The sequence below is a fragment of the Echinicola rosea genome (genome assembly GCF_005281475.1).
In the GTDB taxonomy this organism is placed as follows: Bacteria; Bacteroidota; Bacteroidia; order Cytophagales; family Cyclobacteriaceae; genus Echinicola; species Echinicola rosea.
Map to the genome: position 1 here is coordinate 1174629 of NZ_CP040106.1, position 16939 is coordinate 1191567.

At 42.9% G+C, this 16939-nt stretch carries 17 protein-coding genes; 7 read left to right on the plus strand and 10 right to left on the minus strand.

The window, feature by feature from the left end; translation table 11 throughout:
* Nucleotides 1-574: 574 nt before the first annotated feature.
* Nucleotides 575-1423, plus strand: a complete 849-nt coding sequence (locus tag FDP09_RS04915; protein ID WP_137401586.1) for a mechanosensitive ion channel family protein — start codon at nt 575-577, stop codon at nt 1421-1423.
* A gap of 34 nt (nt 1424-1457) precedes the next feature.
* Here FDP09_RS04915 and FDP09_RS23690 read toward each other — a convergent pair whose 3' ends face one another.
* Together FDP09_RS23690 and FDP09_RS04920 are read right to left on the minus strand one after the other, a co-directional pair.
* Nucleotides 1458-1610: a hypothetical protein gene (locus FDP09_RS23690; RefSeq protein WP_187328799.1), complete on the minus strand. Its 153-nt coding sequence runs from the start codon at nt 1608-1610 to the stop codon at nt 1458-1460.
* A gap of 875 nt (nt 1611-2485) precedes the next feature.
* On the minus strand, nt 2486-4993 hold the full coding sequence (locus FDP09_RS04920; RefSeq protein ID WP_137401587.1) for a M14 family zinc carboxypeptidase: 2508 nt from the start codon (nt 4991-4993) through the stop codon (nt 2486-2488).
* A gap of 127 nt (nt 4994-5120) precedes the next feature.
* Here FDP09_RS04920 and FDP09_RS04925 point away from each other — a divergent pair, with 127 nt between their 5' ends.
* Both FDP09_RS04925 and rluF read left to right on the plus strand, forming a co-directional pair.
* Entirely contained in the window at nt 5121-6629 is a 1509-nt protein-coding gene (locus tag FDP09_RS04925) for an FAD/NAD(P)-binding protein (protein WP_137401588.1), read from the plus strand.
* 108 nt (nt 6630-6737) lie between these two features.
* Nucleotides 6738-7469, plus strand: a complete 732-nt coding sequence (gene rluF, locus FDP09_RS04930) for a 23S rRNA pseudouridine(2604) synthase RluF (RefSeq protein ID WP_137401589.1) — start codon at nt 6738-6740, stop codon at nt 7467-7469.
* A 90-nt stretch (nt 7470-7559) separates the two neighbouring features.
* On the opposite strand, the gene FDP09_RS04935 is transcribed toward rluF, so the two are convergent.
* Both FDP09_RS04935 and FDP09_RS04940 read right to left on the minus strand, forming a co-directional pair.
* Nucleotides 7560-7865 (minus strand): hypothetical protein, encoded by a 306-nt coding sequence (locus tag FDP09_RS04935; protein WP_137401590.1) that lies wholly within the window; start codon nt 7863-7865, stop codon nt 7560-7562.
* A gap of 120 nt (nt 7866-7985) precedes the next feature.
* The gene (locus FDP09_RS04940; RefSeq protein ID WP_137401591.1) at nt 7986-8261 is read right to left on the minus strand and encodes a hypothetical protein; all 276 of its coding nucleotides are present in this window, start codon (nt 8259-8261) and stop codon (nt 7986-7988) included.
* A gap of 711 nt (nt 8262-8972) precedes the next feature.
* Here FDP09_RS04940 and FDP09_RS04945 point away from each other — a divergent pair.
* The gene (locus tag FDP09_RS04945; RefSeq protein ID WP_229683354.1) at nt 8973-9929 is read left to right on the plus strand and encodes a fatty acid desaturase family protein; all 957 of its coding nucleotides are present in this window, start codon (nt 8973-8975) and stop codon (nt 9927-9929) included.
* A 108-nt stretch (nt 9930-10037) separates the two neighbouring features.
* On the opposite strand, the gene FDP09_RS04950 is transcribed toward FDP09_RS04945, so the two are convergent.
* A complete protein-coding gene (locus tag FDP09_RS04950) occupies nt 10038-10844 on the minus strand; it encodes a hypothetical protein (protein ID WP_229683355.1) in 807 nt (268 codons plus the stop codon).
* A gap of 403 nt (nt 10845-11247) precedes the next feature.
* Here FDP09_RS04950 and FDP09_RS04955 point away from each other — a divergent pair, with 403 nt between their 5' ends.
* A complete protein-coding gene (locus FDP09_RS04955; RefSeq protein ID WP_137401594.1) occupies nt 11248-11565 on the plus strand; it encodes a hypothetical protein in 318 nt (105 codons plus the stop codon).
* A gap of 291 nt (nt 11566-11856) precedes the next feature.
* Here the strand turns inward: FDP09_RS04955 and FDP09_RS04960 are convergent, their stop codons facing one another.
* From FDP09_RS04960 to FDP09_RS04980, 5 genes are all read right to left on the minus strand, one after another.
* Complete coding sequence (locus FDP09_RS04960) at nt 11857-12666, minus strand: M48 family metallopeptidase (protein WP_137401595.1); 810 nt, start codon at nt 12664-12666, stop codon at nt 11857-11859.
* Nucleotides 12663-13097: a DUF4870 domain-containing protein gene (locus FDP09_RS04965; protein ID WP_137401596.1), complete on the minus strand. Its 435-nt coding sequence runs from the start codon at nt 13095-13097 to the stop codon at nt 12663-12665. The genes FDP09_RS04960 and FDP09_RS04965 overlap by 4 nt, the downstream gene beginning before the upstream one ends.
* The gene (locus FDP09_RS04970) at nt 13094-13504 is read right to left on the minus strand and encodes a DUF2752 domain-containing protein (RefSeq protein WP_137401597.1); all 411 of its coding nucleotides are present in this window, start codon (nt 13502-13504) and stop codon (nt 13094-13096) included. Before FDP09_RS04970 ends, FDP09_RS04965 begins: the two co-directional genes overlap by 4 nt.
* Nucleotides 13491-13874, minus strand: coding sequence for a TM2 domain-containing protein (locus tag FDP09_RS04975; protein ID WP_137401598.1), 384 nt, complete (start codon nt 13872-13874; stop codon nt 13491-13493). The genes FDP09_RS04970 and FDP09_RS04975 overlap by 14 nt, the downstream gene beginning before the upstream one ends.
* Before the next feature lie 258 nt (nt 13875-14132).
* Nucleotides 14133-14585, minus strand: a complete 453-nt coding sequence (locus tag FDP09_RS04980) for a hypothetical protein (protein WP_137401599.1) — start codon at nt 14583-14585, stop codon at nt 14133-14135.
* Between the two features lie 137 nt (nt 14586-14722).
* On the opposite strand from FDP09_RS04980, the gene FDP09_RS04985 reads away from it, so the two are divergent.
* Both FDP09_RS04985 and FDP09_RS04990 read left to right on the plus strand, forming a co-directional pair.
* On the plus strand, nt 14723-14950 hold the full coding sequence (locus FDP09_RS04985) for a YdeI/OmpD-associated family protein (RefSeq protein ID WP_229683356.1): 228 nt from the start codon (nt 14723-14725) through the stop codon (nt 14948-14950).
* A gap of 310 nt (nt 14951-15260) precedes the next feature.
* Nucleotides 15261-16823: a calcineurin-like phosphoesterase C-terminal domain-containing protein gene (locus FDP09_RS04990; protein ID WP_137401601.1), complete on the plus strand. Its 1563-nt coding sequence runs from the start codon at nt 15261-15263 to the stop codon at nt 16821-16823.
* The last annotated feature ends 116 nt before the right edge of the window (nt 16824-16939 follow it).

A 16939-nucleotide genomic window follows, 5' to 3' on the forward strand; every position in this document is an offset into this window, starting at 1 on the left:
TTATTGGGCATTTCGTTTGGGTAAAAATACGTTAAATTCATCATATTACCGCATTTCCATGTCCCCTGATATCCTCCCTACTGTAATACTAAAACTCCTAGAACACCCAAAATCGTTCATTTTTGACAATTTATGGATTGGAAGCGATAAGAAAAATTCCGAAAACTGCATCAAATAGAATCAATCCATATTTCCAAAGCCGAAATTATCAAACAGAGGATTGGGTTAATTTAAAGAAATTGAGCGCTCTGGTCCACTTTAGGTGGTAAGACATTTGTTTGAGCCTCCCCATAGACTTTTTTACCAAAAAATAAATGCCAATAAAGCAACTCCGGTAACTATGGTTTTCCTCCAATATGGCAGATGTAAAACCACGGGCAATCAAATCGTATTAAATGAATAGAATTATGTTTTTATCCATGATAATGATTTATTTACATACAATTGCCCAGTTTATTCTTTAAAATTTATCTATTTTCGTTTATCTTAAGAATTGATATAGTGAAATCATCCTTCTGGCAAATTAGTTGTAGCCATTAAAAACCTAAGTTTTTAACTATTTATTTTATAACCTATGGAAAATCTTAATGCAGAAACCTTGCAATCAATGATTGATCAAGGAATTGAGCTCTTGTGGGAAATTATCCCCAGCCTTCTTTATGCTATTCTTATCTACATTGTAGGTAAGATTATTATTTCTCGAATTCTTAAATCCGTTAAGGCCATCATTGCCAAGAAGAATTCAGACCCCTCGTTGACCAACTTTTTAGTCTCTCTGCTGAGTGCGATACTCTATATTTTATTATTCCTGACCATAGCCTATGTGATCGGCATACCGGTTACTTCATTTGTGGCCATTATTGGTGCTGCCGGCTTGGCGATTGGTTTGGCGCTCCAAGGTTCCCTGGCCAATTTTGCCGGGGGGGTGTTGATCCTGCTCTTTAAGCCTTTTAAGGTGGGTGATGTCATCGAAGGACAAGGCCACTTGGGTGTGGTAGAATCCATTGACATCCTATATACCAAAATGCACTCTTTCGACAACAAAGACATCGTCATCCCTAACGGCGCACTGGCCAATTCAGACATTATCAACATGTCCAATAAGCCTACCAGAAGAGCGGATTTTAACGTGGGTGTGGCCTATGGAACTGATCTGAAGAAAACCAGGGAAATTATCTTGGGCGTATTTGCCAAGGACGAAAGGGTACACCAAGACCCCGCTCCTGTGGTATTCTTCAATAGTTTTGGTGATAGCTCGTTGGACCTGGTCATCCGTGTATGGACTGACGCCTCTAATCTGTGGCCGGTGTATTTCGACAATATGGAAGCCATGAAAGAAGCCTTCGAAGCCAATGACATCGAAATACCATTCCCACAAAGGGATGTCAACCATTTCTATCCAAATGGAAAATCTGAAGCCTGAACAAAGGCGTTTTGATACAGCAAAGGAGGACTTCTCAGTCCTCCTTTTTTTTGTCCTTTTTTGTACGATTGGAAGCACAACCGATGTTCTTAGTCAATTCTACATCCTCCGGAATACCTCCAAAACCCTCGCTCACATCCCATTCTGCGGCCTCCTCTTGTTGCTTTTTCTTGTCTTTTTTGCCCATAGTTGAATAAACGAATGGGAGGATGCAAATGTTTATTGATCTATTTCTCAATATCCGTTGATGGTTATTCCGACAGCTTTGCTTCGGGACCAGGTAAAATTGAGTTTTTAACTCCTTACCACTTACAGAAGTTATGCTTTGGAGCCCGTTTTATGTGTAACAACATAGGCACATAGGGCACAGTAGGATGATGTTCATCTAGTTAGCTGCTGCCTTAAAGTGGGACAATAAAAAGCCACTAAGACACCAAGGCGCTAAGTGTTATTTGAAAATAATAGATCAAGTAAATGACAATCGGTTGTTCCGACTAAATTTTACATACTCAGAAGAAGTACGTTTAAACGTAAAGAGAAAAAATTTTTTCGATTTGTTAAAATTACCTCGTCCTCATTAGCAGGATCAGAAAGTCCCCTTTAGGGGATTTAGGGGTATTCAGTTGTTCCGACAGCTGGGCTGCGGAACCAGGTAAAATTGAGTTTTTAACTCAATGCTACTTACAGAAGTTATTCTTTGGAGCTCGTTTATGGGTAACAACATAGGCACATAGGGCACAGTAGGATGATGTTCATCTAGTTAGCTGCTGCCTTAAAGTGGGACAATAAAAAGCCACTAAGACACCAAGGCGCTAAGTGTTTTTTGAAAATAATAGATCAAGTAAATGACAATCGGTTGTTCCGACTAAATTTTACATACTCAGAAGAAGTACGTTTAAACGTAAAGAGAAAAAAATTTTTCGATTTGTTAAAATTACCTCGTCCTCATTAGCAGGATCAGAAAGTCCCCTTTAGGGGATTTAGGGGTAGGTTTCGGCAGATTTCCCAATCAGCGTCATCAGCGTTCCATTCAAAATGCCTCCTTCACGATTTGCTTGGATCTCAATTTCCCACCAAAAAGACAGCATTGGACATGATCAGTTTTCCGTTTTCCCAAAAACTTCTGAAAAGCGGATTATCCACAAGGTAAATGACTTGGCCCTTGCCCTTGTTTTCCACACCGAACACCAAACTTTCTTTCATTTTGGCTTTTACCTTATAGCCTATAAAGCCTGCTCTGTGCTGATCTAAGCTGTGGATAACTCCTGCGTTGACACCATTTTTGAGGAAGGCATAGCGATTTGAGTTATTTTTGAGGGTATAGTATTTTCCATTGGTACCAAAACCCAACGAATAGGTGCTATCCATGTCCACCTCAAATACCGCTCCGGCAGCGTAATTGGAAATACCTTGTCGCTCCCTTTCCCGATAGGGAGAAGTCAGCTCCTGCTCATGGTCCGTATCGAAGTTTTTCTTTTGTTTTTCTGATAGGAATGTGGACAAGCCGAAGTCTTCCTTATCCACAAAAAACTCCAAAGCCCCTTCTATTCCAATGAGCTTTCCTCCCGATTTGACCCATGCTGCAAGACGCTCTCCTTCCTTTTCTTCCCAATCATACCGGCCGCTGGGCAGGATAAGGACATCGTATTCTTCCAAAGTCAAGTGGTGAATATCAGCCGCATCAAGCACTGAAATCGGGTAATGCAGCTGCTGCTCGAAAAAATGCCACACTTCCCCAAAATTCAAGGAAGAAACGCCCACTCCACTAAACACGGCTACTTTTGGTGCCTTGATGGTCCTTACCGTTGAGGAGCCAAAGTCCTTTCCTTTGTCCACAAAACCTGAGCTCGCCGTGCCAAGGACAATATGATGCTTGTTCGCTATTTGTATGACGCTTTGATGGAAATCCTTCACATAGTCATTTCCTCCCCGTGTAATGATGAGGCTGCCGGTAGGATAGGTGTTGCCATCGATCGTAAAAGGATAGCTTGCAAATCGGACACGTATATCTTTTTGTAGCAGCTCTGCCAAAAAAGCGGCTTGCTCAGCATCCCTCCATGGAACAATGTAGGCAACTGCCTCGTTATCCACATCATTTTTGACCATTTCCGGTTGTGAATATGCAGTATTTCCTTCCAGTTTTCCTTGCAGTGCATAGGCCTCCAGGCCGTACGCATAGGGAAGTGCCCAGCTGGTAATATCGTAAGTCAAACTATCCTGTAGCTGGGCTTCAGGCTCAAAAAGCACTTGGGTCAGTACCGACTTGGGCTGCCATGCATTGATGATGATATCTTCTTTTTCCAAATTAAACGCTTCTTCTTTTCCGCTTTGGTAAGAATAGCCGCGAAGACTGGTGGATTTTCCACTTCGGCTATATTGGATTTTATTCTTGTCCAAAAGTGCCAGTAGCCCGGACTTCCTGCCGGCTGAATTGGTGGCTTTGATGACATAGCTTTTGTATGTTCCTTTTGGCAATTGGTCGAAGTAGGATTCAAATTCACTCAATAGCCGAGAAGCGTTCTTGGAGGTGACTTCGATGGCAGTAAGTCCCGTGGTATAGTGGTGCTTGATACGATCTTTCAGCGTCAGCGTATCCTTTTCCACCGTATGGACACCTATGCCGGCTGCTCCAGACCCTCCCTGCTCGATGGTCATACCGATGGCTCCATTAAACATCGGGTACGTATCACCATAGCTGGGATAGAGCAAATCAAACACTTCCTTGGTAAAGTAGAGCCAATCATTTGCGTCAAAATAGGCCGCATTTTGACGGCCAAAAGTTTCCTGAAATTCCAATTGGTAGTCACTCAGCTGACGATGCAGCGGTACTGCCGCAGGAGCAAAATAATAGGGGCTATTGATGCCTTGTTCATGAAAATCCAAGTGGATATTGGGCATCCATTGTTGATAAAGTGCCATGCGCTGCTGGGATTCTTGCTGCGTCTGCCAAGCCCAGTCCCTGTTCAGATCAAACAGGTAGTGGTTTGCCCTTCCTCCGGGCCAAGGTTCGTGGTGCTCCGTGGACTGGATGTCCGGTTGGAGCTGGGCATTCATTTTTTGATTGTACCAGTTGACATAGCGGTCACGACCATCGGGGTTGACACAAGGGTCGATGACGACCAAGTTGTTTTGGAGCCATGACTTGTTATGGCTTTTGGCAGGATCTACCAATGCCCAGAGTGTTTTCATGGCCGCTTCAGAAGAGACGGCTTCATTGCCATGGACATTATAACTCAACCATGTAATGGGGATTTGATTTGTGGGGCTGCCCGCCTCGAGTCCTGTACGCCGGAGATTATCCACACGGATCTCTTCCAATCGATCGATATTATCCTGCGCGGAGACCCATACTACCAGCAATGGACGTTTTTCGAATGTTTCCCCGTAGTACTCTAGCTTAACATTTTCATTATGCGCAGCCACATGTTCGAAATAATCCACAATACGATGGTGCGGCGTAAACCGATCGCCCAATGGATAGCCTAAAAATACCGCAGGACTTTTGGTTTGGCCATTTGCCATAAGGCAAAGTGTGAGGAGGGACAACGTAAGTAGTATTTTTCGGTTCATATAGCGGGACTTAAAAGATGAAATGTAAGCAATTCACAAAATAAGGTCTTTCCTGAAGGAGGGCAACTTATCTTTTATGAAATTATTTTAACTATCTTGAGGGTCGCTTGGCTTTTATACTTTACAAATGAAAAACATCACCATTATTGGCGGCGGTGCCAATGGTATTTCGGCTTTTATAGAACTGTTTATCCAGATCACCATGGCAGGTTTGGAGCGAGAGGTGCAGGTCACACTTGTGGAAAAGGATGATAAACTGGGATATGGACTAGCATTTGGAACGCCGCAACCTGGTCATATTCTAAATACCCAAGCCGATCTGATGGGAATCTTTGCCCATGAACCTGGACACTTTGCCGATTGGCTAAAAAAGCAAGACCATCGCCAAAGCAACAATGTCAAGGGCACAGGCAACTTGGATAACGCTTATACTACGCGAATTTTTTATGGCGATTACATTGCCGAACAGGCCGCAACTTACTTCAAACGTGCCAAAGCCCTCAACTTCAGTATCCACGTGCTAAAAGACCATGCAACGGATATTGATATTGATAAGGGCAAATACCAAGTGAAGCTCGAAAGCGGTGAGACCATCTCAAGTGATTTTATCATTTTGGCCTTGGGGACACCCAAACCCAATAACTTTACCTCCTTTAGAAAACACAAACGGTATTTGGATTTCCCTTGGCCAGCTTCCAGGATCAAGGCTAAAATCCCAACCGGAGCGCATGTCGGCATTTTAGGCTCTAGCCTGAGTGGCATTGACACGGTGATGACGCTAGTGGATCATGACCATCAGGGAAAAATCACGCTTTTTTCTCCCGACGGGAAGCTTCCTCGCGTTCAGCCTTTAGATAATAAGGCATACGAACGAAGCTATCTCACGCTGGAAAATATCCACAAGATCAAGCGCAAAACCTTGGAAAAACCCCGTGTAAAGTCACTGATACGGCTTTTGATGGAAGAAGTCGAACATTATGAGGGACACCCGGTGGATTGGCAGCAACTTACTTTACGGAAATCCTCTGCAGATGAATTGCTACAGTGGGACATTTCCTGTGCCGAAGCGGGCGGTGATGCTTTGCTCAATATTGCCGATGCCCTACGATATGATGCTTCCACCATATGGAGTTGGATGGATATGGACCAAAAGCTGCTGTTCAAAAAATGGGTTGGGAGTGATTGGGCCATCAACCGCCACCCGATGCCCTTGCATAACGCTAAAAAGCTCATGCGGCTTTTTGAAAAGGGTCAATTGAAGGTTTGTGCCATGGAAGATAAGGATGCCGTTTCCTACGAAAAAGAGGCTTTTGGTATCAAGACCAGTCAGGATAAACTGATCGCTGTAGATTATTTGGTCAATGCCACCGGTAGCTCATCTGCCCTTGACCAGATGGAAAGCCCCCTTATTCATCAGCTGCTAAAGCGGCAATTTATCCAACCATACGAGGCGGGAGGAGCCATCATCAATGAACGCACCATGCAAGTCATCTCTCCAAAAGGAGGGGAAGGCATCTATGCTGTGGGCCATATTGCCAATGGAATTTTGATGGACGTCAACGCCGTATGGTACAATGTAAAAACCATCGGTACTTTGGCCCGTGACCTGATTTTTAGGCTAATGGAGAATGATTAGGTGAGTTATCCACAGGTGGTTGTTTCCCTGACCCACTTATCCAAACGATATCCGCAGGCGGTTTTGCAAATAAAGCCCTAACTTTGTGTCCAAACGGTCTAGGCATATATGGAAAAAGACACGGTAAGGATTAATAAATACTTAAGTGAAATTGGGTTTTGCTCCAGAAGGGCGGCGGATAAGCTGCTGGAAGAAGGCCGCATCACCATCAATGGCAAAGTTCCCGAACTGGGCACCAAGGTAAGCACCGGAGATGATGTCTGTGTCGATGGCAAGCTTGTATCACCTCCAAAGGAGGATTTTATCTACATTGCCTTTCACAAGCCTGTCGGTATCGTCTGTACTACCGATACCAAAAGGGAAAAAGACAATATCATCGATTATATTAACCATCCCAAACGGATTTTTCCGATTGGGAGGCTGGACAAGCCCAGCGAGGGACTAATATTTCTTACCAATGATGGTGATATTGTGAACAAGATCCTGCGGGCCAAAAACCACCACGAGAAAGAGTACGTCGTCACCGTGGATAAACCCATCACCTCCACATTTATATACAAAATGACCAACGGTGTTCCTATTCTGGACACTGTTACCAGAAAATGCAAAGTAGATCAGATCGGTAAGCGGAAGTTTAAGATCATCCTTACCCAAGGCCTCAACAGACAAATCAGACGAATGTGTACCCACTTGGGATATGAAGTCACCAAGCTAAAGCGCATCCGGATCATGAATGTACAGCTGGATATACCCGTTGGCAAATGGCGGTACCTTACCCCAGAGGAACTCGCCGTGATCAACCACCAGGTGGCCGATTCAAGTAAAACATTTGAAGGTTGACTTTAATAGAAAAATGAGCTTGGGAGTTGAGACACCCATGAGGAATGTGGAGAGAAAACAGCTCCCTTTCGAGCCAAATATGTGAATAAGTCATGTTCTGTTATAGTCGTTGCTTGGCATAGTCGCGATACCAAGCAATAGGGCAGGTAGCTGCATATTCTTTGAAGGTTTTTTTTGGTCGATTTTGCCTTCATGTGAGTTAACATCCAGCATTGACAATTTTTTATTCCACTCCAAGTGCATGTTTGATAGGGACTTAATGGCCTTTTTGGGATTTTTATCAGGTTGTGGAAAACCCGCATCATCAACTACCCATTGGATCAAGGGCAAGTAGCTTTCATCAAAAGAGCCACCCGATTCTTCTAAGATATCCACATAGCTTTTCAGCAAATTCAATAACTGGAACGAGTGGTTTCCTTCCGTAAAATTCACCAACGCCGTCTCAAACCAAACAAGCGCCGCATCATATTTCCCTAGATGGCGGTAACAGGTAATGAGCTGTAAGGTAATAAAGTGTTATAGAAAAGGGCAATCAGTTGGTTTGAGCAGAGTAAGTGCTTTTTCGTAATGGATAATGGAAAGTTCATATCGCTCCGCTTCCCAATAAAAAAAAGCGTATTGTTCATTTTTACGAATGTAAAGGACATCAGCATCCATCATGTCTTCCTGATGGGCAAAAAAATTGTCCAGCAAGCGGATTTTTTCTTCCCAATTGGACGGGACAAGGTTTCGATGAAGTTTCAGCACGAGCTCTTTGGGCATCCAATCCCTTTGTAGTTGAGCTTTATTCATTCTATCGGAGCTGTTAGGATCCGTATTTGGCTAAAAGTTAATGATTTTTATTATAACCGTAAACATGTCTATTTTATTGAAAAACCCTTTCTCATTGATAATTAGTGAGTTAAAATAGATTTATCACGAATTTTAAGAAGAACTGTATTCCAATTATTAAGGAAGTTTAGGAAGATTTAACATCTGCGTTTGCCAATATATCCGTTTAGTTTACCTACATTTGGTATAAGGTAAGATGGTGCTACACACACAGGAAATTATAAAATTAATAATGAGGCATATCTTACATCACCTTGAATTGGCTTCTGTCCAGGTAAACTGCTTTCGCTTTTCAAGCCTCAAGTAATAAGTTTTGAACAAAAAGTAATAAGTATTTTACACACCTTTACCCTGCCTAATTGGTCCATATTTAAAGCCTACAGTAGTCATCCAAGAATTCACTCTCTCGTTAAGTTTTAATTCTTTTTTCTACCAATTTGCTTCGTTTGTGGTTAGAAGTGGGCAAAGAACCGAGTCCGAAGATTTTCATCTTGCGTACATCGAAATCAATCAATTCATCATTTAATTACATCCAATATCAAGACTATCCGATTTACGGAATCAGCACTGTCTGATTTCTCGATTACACTAAGAAGCCGAGTAAATGCTTATTTTAAGCAAACCCAAAAGTCCAGGTACGGCAATCTGGAAATGATTCTCAAAACATTATTTATGCTTTGCCTTTATTTTGTCCCGGTACTGCTGGTCATTTTAGGAGTGGTGGGACAAACTTGGCAGCTTTTTCTCTGTTTTATCCTGAGTGGATTGGGCATGGCGGGGATTGGCATGGGGGTCATGCACGATGCCATCCACGGCACATACTCTAAAAACAAGCACATCAACAAGTTGCTGGGCTATACACTAAACCTGGTCGGTGCAAATGCTACCGTGTGGAAAATTCAGCACAATGTCCTTCACCATTCATTCACCAATATCCATGAAGGTGACGATGATATCAATGTGCCCTTTTTCTTACGCTTTTCACCTAATGCAAAAAAGAATGGCATGCATTCTTACCAACATTTGTACACGTGGTTCTTTTATGGCCTTTCTACCCTTTCTTGGGTGACCTCTAAGGATTTTATCCGGCTTAATCGCTATTACAAAATGGGATTGCTCAAGGGAAAAAACATCTACCGTAATACGGTCCTGAAAATCATCGCGTGGAAGATACTTTATTATGTCTTTATCCTGGTTTTACCGATACTGTTTTCCCCTTTTGGCGTGGGAACGATTCTCTTGGCCTTTTTGGCCTTGCACTTTGTGACGGGCTTAAGCATTTCATTGGTATTCCAGACAGCGCACATCATGCCAGAGGTAACATTTCCTAAAATGGACAGCAATGGTCAAGTAGAGGGAGAACGTATGATCCACCAGCTGATGACCACTTGCAACTATTCAGAAAGAAACAGGGTATTCTCCTGGTTGATTGGTGGTCTGAACTACCAGATCGAGCATCACTTGTTTCCTGACATTTGCCATGTGCACTATCGCAAGATCGCACCGATCGTCCGTAAGACAGCTGCTGAATATGAATTGCCCTATTATTCCAAGACCACTTTTCTGCAAGCATTGCGATCGCATTTCAAAATGCTGCATTGGCTGGGAAATACAAAGGGAGCTATCTGATTTAATTTCAAGTTGTTTTGCTAAGGGGCTGGGCATTTAGATGAAAAAAAAATGGCGATGGAAATCGCTTCCCTCGCCATTTTTGTTGATCACGTCAGTTTGAGGTGATTATTCGCAACTTGTATTTTGTAAGCTGGCATCCCAGCAAAAATAGGTATCACTTTCAAAGTGACTTTCGCTTTTTACTTGACCAAACTTATCTGACCTACTCCAATCCACATAGATTTCACTGTCCAGGTCAGTGTTGGTAATGACAATATTTCTGTCCATTTCCATCGTATCATCGATACGGTAGGTAATAGAGCTACCGAGGTTATCTCCTTCTTTTTCTACCGTGAAGGTAGTGGCGCCATTGCCTGTCTCTTTATCGTATTCCCAAGAATTGGAGAGCCATACTGAGGCAGACTCAGGAGATTCATAAAGCTCCCAATAACCGGCTTCACCTGTCATATCGGAAGTTCCGGTAAACCAAACGAAGTTATCCACCATTCCCTCACCAGAAATATACCCCATCCAGTTGACATTTTGATCTTGAACGTTTGCAGTGAGGCGGATATCATAAGTCCCCTTTCCTTCCACATCAAATGCCTTTTCCCAAACCCAAAGACCAGCATCCTCGTCAAATACAGCCTCTGTGCCTATGGTAGCTTTGAAGGCAGTCACCGGTACGGCCAAATGGGAATATAGAATGGATGAATAAACACCCACATTGATGGCGGCATATGCCCAATTCGAAATGGCCATAACCCGTGCTCCTTCGTCTCCTTCTTCCTCAAACATGCTCATGTCTGGAGCCATGCTCGCTTCCGGGGGCAATGTAGGCTTTTCGGACTGCTGTGGCATCGGCTCCTCCTCATTACTACAGGAAGCAAATAGAACCATCGCTGCCATAAAGAATCCTATTGATCGTTTCATAATAAATAGTTGGTTTAGTTTTCACGTATCAAAAAACAAAGACAGTGCCAATCGACACCTTGTTAAAGGTAAATTATACCAGTTTTAATCGCAATCAATGGTGTAAATTTGTAAACCAATAAAAACGTTAGTTATAATCAGGGATTTGCAATTAACCGAAATCACGATTCTGTAAAGGGAATAATACCAACCGCACTATCACGTTAACGTAAACCAAGCCTTATCCGTGAGATAAGGATAGTCAGAGGTGGTGTGGAAAACTTTTTCGGTCTACTTTGTTATTTTGGTTTAAAATTTGTTTTGGAAAATGCCGTTAGCGGATTGTAGATTTTGCAGTGCGTTTTATTTTCGTAAATTCAAGATCAATTAGACCAAATTGTTTATCACTAAATCAAAAATGAATATGAAAAAAATCGCCTACTTTTTAGCGGTTATGTTTTGCTTTGTTGCATTTTCGCCAGCGACAACGGCAGCTCCCGTAAAAAAGGAAAAAGTAAAAACCGAACTGTCACCCGAGGAAGAAGCGAGACTTGCCGAAATCAATAGTCGCGTGGATGAGATCAAGGCTATGGATTTCTCTGAAATGAGCAAAGATGAAATCAAAGAAGTTCGCGATGAACTGAGAGGCATGAAAAAAGAAGCAAAAAAAATGGGGGGAGGCATCTACCTCTCTGTCGGGGCAATTATCATTATCCTGTTGATTTTGATCTTGGTAACCTGATTGAACACTACTTACCAATAAAAAAGGTTGATGTTATAAAATAGAAACATCAGCCTTTTTTTTGTTTTCGGTATTTTGTGTCATCATAATGGACCAAGTACGAAATTTTTGCGAGGAGGAAAATTTGAGTTTATCCACATCGGAAAATATAAAACCTTTCATGATAAAAACACCTATAACAATCTGATCATCATTTAGTTTAACCCCAAAGCGTCAACATGAATTTTAAATAGCCATATGCTTAAACTGTTACTTTAAGTCACTTGCTGCGTTGTGATGGCAATCTCACTATTATTTGGCTTTGAGCTGGTTCACGATCTTTACGACCTCGTTCCAAGTATCCTCACTCAGAATAGGCTCATTTTGCGTATCTTCCATATTGAAGTTATCCACAATGGCAGTAGAGCGTTCCTTGCCATCAGGGTGGGTACTGATCCACGCGAAATACTTCATGGCTTCGTGATCGTCCAGCGACATTTTATAGAGAAAGTTGGCCAAATGTTCAGGGCTGACTTGGGCATTTTTCATGTATTCGGCAGCCTTCATATCCGCTTCACGCTCCTGATCACGGTCAAATGCCGAGGAAGATAGTAACTTTGCTACCTCAGCCACTCCTGTTCCCGAACTTCCTGTGGTCAGCGAAACCAAAACAGAAATCCCCACTTCTTTGGCCAGCTTCTTCATCACGTGGTTTTGTTGTATGTGAGCCATCTCATGACAGATCACACCGGTGAGCTCTTCCTGTTTATCCACATTTCTGATCAGTCCTGTATATAGCACCAAGTAGCCATCGGGCATGGCAAAGGCATTGACCTCATCTTTTTTTAAAATACGCAACTTAATGTTATCCACATCGATGGCATTGGCGTTACAAATCTCCCTGATGATGCTGTCCATGGCTGTGCGCAAGGTATCATTGGTTACTTCATCGGTTTCTTGTGAATAGATTTTCCACAGCTCTTCACCCAGCCTTTCTTCAAGTTTACCACTGGATGCTTCCCATTTGAAGCGGCCAAGCCAATCTACTTGCGCCAGCAAAATCCAACCGATCAAAAATGATCCGATTACCGCAATTCCTTGGAAAAACACATTCTTTTTCATGACTTCTTGCATATTTGACTGGTAAGCGTCCCATAAAACCACCATTCTATATGAATCCCCTTTCGAATCTGTATGGCACTATAGATGGTGGCGATAAACTCCGTCAAGTTTGCCAGCACGATCATAATCACATACCCGATATAGGAATTGCTCAATTCAGTATCTTTAAAAATCAACGAAAGTGTCCACCAAAACCCAATCGTATTGATCACAAAAAGCGAAAACTGGGAAATGAGTGCTTGTGTACAATGCCAGCGCACAAAATAGGTTCCCTTACGGTTGCCCAAATAAAAGATCAGCGTGGCCAATAAATTGATGATCGGGAGTGGTAATCCCGCTATCACGGCAATGAGAGACATCAGGTAGCTATTGGAAGCTTTCTCCGCCTCATGATCGCTGGGTTTGTAATCAAAGTCCCGGACGTGCATCATAACCCTTTGTAAATATTCCAAACCCAATTGATCAGCACCAACACGGCCAATGGAATCGCCCTAACGGGGTTTCTTAGCCAAATCTCAAAGCGTTGATAACTTTTCCACAAGGCACTTTTTCCAGTGAATACATCGAAGAGCAACCAAGCTGGTCCAATCAGTAATCCCAATGCCACCACAAACCCCAGAGGATTACTGAAAAAAGCACCATTAAAATCACCTTGGATGATGGATATAATGGCACGGGTGATGCCGCAGGAAGGACACGGTAAGCCGGTGAAGTTCTTCACCAGGCATACCGTAGGCCCATTGCCATGCCCTGCAACAGCCAACAGTTCGTAGCTTAACCAACCGTAACCTGCAGCAAACAATACCGCAAATAAGGTATATAGCTTATTCCTGCTCATTGTTGTCAGCGATTGTTGGGGATGGTGACATAGAAGCCAATGTCTCCTTAAGTTTCATCCCGTTCTTTTCACGAACGATTCCCTGGATCATAAACCAATCTATAATGGCCCAAATCCCCATTCCTCCACAAGTAAGCAGTTTTAATACACCCAATCCTACGTCGCCCACCATAAACCGGTCAATGCCCATTTGGCCACCGACAATGGAGACAACTTGTGTGCTATTGGGATCATAGAACTGTAAGATCTGGATGCTCTGCCAAGCAGATTCATCCAGTTGGAGTAAATGTTCGCGGATAAATGGCAGGTGATGGCTTTCAAAATACTTACCATTCATCATCAGAAATAAATCTACTTTAGATACGTCCATTTGTGTGTGTTATAAGTGATAGAAAGATGTTCAAACAATTATAGTTTTACGGTAAATCAAGTGGCTGTCCATGAAAACGTCAAAACCCTATCAAAAAATGAAGGTTGATTTGATGTTAAGAAGCTAATATAACACGAAAGGTTGGAAATCGTAAACGAAAAGCGGAAGGAAGTAGGCTTTAACTTATCAGCGGCATGGTACCCGCTAGGGCAGCGTTCCTTACCAGCCAAGGTTATCCACCGTTTCAGCTGATCCTTTTTACGCTTCGTGGGATTGCAGGTAGGCTTTGACCTGGAGCGCTTTCCATAGAACATAGGAGAGGGGAATAAGCCAAAACAGCTCGTTAAAGCCAAGATGGAATATGGTGCGCTTGTTCCAGCCAAGGATATCCACATAAAACAGTACAAACCAAACGGCAGAAATAAGCTTTCCCGCGAGCCCTACCATCGTAAGGTAAATCCATGAAATCGGATAAAAGGCACTCAAAAACAATAAAAAACCAATAATCAACACGAAACTTCCATAAAGGCTGGCATCAACGGCCACAGGTTGGGCTGGTGTCATCGCCAGCCAAGAGAGGAGCGAGCCTCCCATCCATCTGAAAAAAGCTCCCCAAGCCACGGTCATCATCCCCGAAATAAGGATAATTCCCCGCATGGGCATGGTGTAATGCGGCATTACTTGGTCGGTATTTGGCGAGGTATTTTGCATGTACTATTTGGATAAGCGCTCAAGTTACAAAACTAAGCCTTGACCACGAAAATCCCACTATCTCTGATTGCCTTTTAACCTGAGCTCTACTTATTTTTAGCATTAAAAGCGTCATTGGCAACCCTTTTAAGGAGGATGTGGGTTGGAAAAGGGTGTGGCAACTCGCCGCGGCGAGCTGCCACGGCTTCCTCCCGCTCAGGCCTACCTCTAAGCCTCGCAGTGACGGTTTAAAAATCGAACTGAGGTTTTTAGAAAGATACTCTGGAAAAAATCCCGGTTCACTGGACAGGTTTGAGCATCTTGGCTACACCACCCAAAAGGAATACATCGAGTGGATCACAGAAGCCAAAACCGAAACCACGTGATCAAAGTTGATTGTTACAGACCAAGGAAAAATTGCGGAAGCTATCTGGTTTAGCTCACTGTTACGGTTTTATCATCAAATTTATTGAATGATAACAATTCTTTAATCGAATTATTCGGTAGTAGCATCCTCTTTTTGACACTTACCTTATGAATACTAATCCCCTGCGGTAGCCCGAGTGATTGAAAAGTAGTATTTATTTAAAAAATTGTGGTATTATTCAATCAGCAGCGGTTGACCTACAGGTAAAACCGCATGAGGTGTTAGACAATCCTGAACATATTTATCTTACTTAAAACGAATATCATACCATGAAGAAATTATTTTTCACCGGTCTAATTATGGCCGCTTCTATGGTGGCTATTGCCCAAGAAGCGGCCAAAGGTACGGTCTATGAAGACTTGAACAACAACGGCAAAAAAGACCGTAAGGAAGACGGCATCCCTCAAGTGGCTGTTTCGAATGGCGTAGATGTGGTCCTTACAGACAAAAAGGGCCGTTATGAATTGCCTGTAAGTGATGATCAGATCATTTTCGTCATCAAGCCCGCTGGCTACCAAGCTCGCGTTAATGAGCAAAATCTTCCTCAATACTACTATATTCACAAGCCTGCAGGTTCACCTGATATGGACTTTGAAGGCGTGGCACCTACTGGAAAACTCCCCAAAAAGGTAGATTTTGGCCTTCTCCCAGTAGCAGATAAGACTAACTTTACCGCACTGATTTTTGGCGATCCCCAGCCTTATACCATCGAAGAAGTCAATCACTTTGACAATGGTGTTGTTTCAGAAGTGGAAGGGATTCAAGATATTGACTTTGGTCTTTCATTGGGTGATTTGGTAGGCAATGATCTTGACCTTTTTGACCCTTACATTGCTGCTACTGCCAAAGTAGGGGTGCCTTGGTACAATGTATTGGGAAATCATGACCTTAACTTCGACGCTGAGGAAGACCATCTGGCAGATGAAAGTTTTGAAGCACATTTTGGTCCGGCCAATTATGCCTTTAACCATGGAAAAGTTCACTTTATCGTATTGGACGATGTGATGTATCCTGATCCTCGGGATGGGAAAGGCTACTGGGGTGGCTTCCGCCAAGACCAATTGGAGTTTGTCAAAAATGACCTCAAATACGTACCAAAAGATCACCTTATTGTACTGGCATTTCACATTCCCTTGAGCGAACCAAGCGGGGATCCGTTTAACGATGAAGAACGCCAGCAGCTGTTTGACCTGCTAAAAGATTATCCACATACCCTTTCTCTTTCTGCCCATACTCACTTGCAGCGTCAGGACTTCTTTTTTGAGAAAGATGGATGGAACCAAAAGAACCCACATCACCACTACAACGTCGGCACCACCTCCGGAGATTGGTACTCTGGTGAGCTCAATGAGAAAGGTATTCCGAAGTCCACCATGCGTGACGGGACACCAAAAGGATATGCCTTCTTGGATTTTACTGGAAACCAGTACGAAGTAAGGTATAAGGTGGTAGATCAAAACGAAGACTATCAAATGGCCATTTTCGCTCCGAAAGTACTCGAAAAGGACAAACGCACTTCTGCAGGTATCTTTGTAAACTTTTTTATGGGAACTTCAGAAGATCAAGTTCGCTACAGAATAGACGATGGGCCTTGGAAGAATATGCATTACCTCGAAGAATATGACCCCACATATATGATGGATGTGTATAAGTGGGACATGACAGAAGAGCTTCTTGATGGCAGACGTCCTTCCAATCCTGTTAAAAGTACTCACCTATGGCGTGCAGGTATAAATGCCAAGCAGGAAATAGGTGCGCACACTATTGAAGTGGAAGCCACCGATATGTTTGGCAAAAAGCACTACGGTAAGAAAACCTACCACATTCGCTAATTTTTTAGATTTAGTTTGTAGCCGGAAAGCTCTATTGCTTTCCGGCTCTTTTTTATGGTTTTGAAGGTGGTGAGGTTAAAGACTCAAAAGTGACGAGCGGGTACCGAATTGCTCCC

Coding starts and splice junctions, on each gene's coding strand:
- FDP09_RS04915 (WP_137401586.1), top strand. CDS start 575: ATGGAAAATCTTAATGCAGAAACCTTGCAATCAATGATTGATCAAGGA.
- FDP09_RS23690 (WP_187328799.1), bottom strand. CDS start 1,610: ATGGGCAAAAAAGACAAGAAAAAGCAACAAGAGGAGGCCGCAGAATGG.
- FDP09_RS04920 (WP_137401587.1), bottom strand. CDS start 4,993: ATGAACCGAAAAATACTACTTACGTTGTCCCTCCTCACACTTTGCCTT.
- FDP09_RS04925 (WP_137401588.1), top strand. CDS start 5,121: ATGAAAAACATCACCATTATTGGCGGCGGTGCCAATGGTATTTCGGCT.
- rluF (WP_137401589.1), top strand. CDS start 6,738: ATGGAAAAAGACACGGTAAGGATTAATAAATACTTAAGTGAAATTGGG.
- FDP09_RS04940 (WP_137401591.1), bottom strand. CDS start 8,261: ATGAATAAAGCTCAACTACAAAGGGATTGGATGCCCAAAGAGCTCGTG.
- FDP09_RS04945 (WP_229683354.1), top strand. CDS start 8,973: ATGCTTTGCCTTTATTTTGTCCCGGTACTGCTGGTCATTTTAGGAGTG.
- FDP09_RS04950 (WP_229683355.1), bottom strand. CDS start 10,844: ATGAAACGATCAATAGGATTCTTTATGGCAGCGATGGTTCTATTTGCT.
- FDP09_RS04955 (WP_137401594.1), top strand. CDS start 11,248: ATGAAAAAAATCGCCTACTTTTTAGCGGTTATGTTTTGCTTTGTTGCA.
- FDP09_RS04960 (WP_137401595.1), bottom strand. CDS start 12,666: ATGAAAAAGAATGTGTTTTTCCAAGGAATTGCGGTAATCGGATCATTT.
- FDP09_RS04965 (WP_137401596.1), bottom strand. CDS start 13,097: ATGATGCACGTCCGGGACTTTGATTACAAACCCAGCGATCATGAGGCG.
- FDP09_RS04970 (WP_137401597.1), bottom strand. CDS start 13,504: ATGAGCAGGAATAAGCTATATACCTTATTTGCGGTATTGTTTGCTGCA.
- FDP09_RS04975 (WP_137401598.1), bottom strand. CDS start 13,874: ATGGACGTATCTAAAGTAGATTTATTTCTGATGATGAATGGTAAGTAT.
- FDP09_RS04980 (WP_137401599.1), bottom strand. CDS start 14,585: ATGCAAAATACCTCGCCAAATACCGACCAAGTAATGCCGCATTACACC.
- FDP09_RS04990 (WP_137401601.1), top strand. CDS start 15,261: ATGAAGAAATTATTTTTCACCGGTCTAATTATGGCCGCTTCTATGGTG.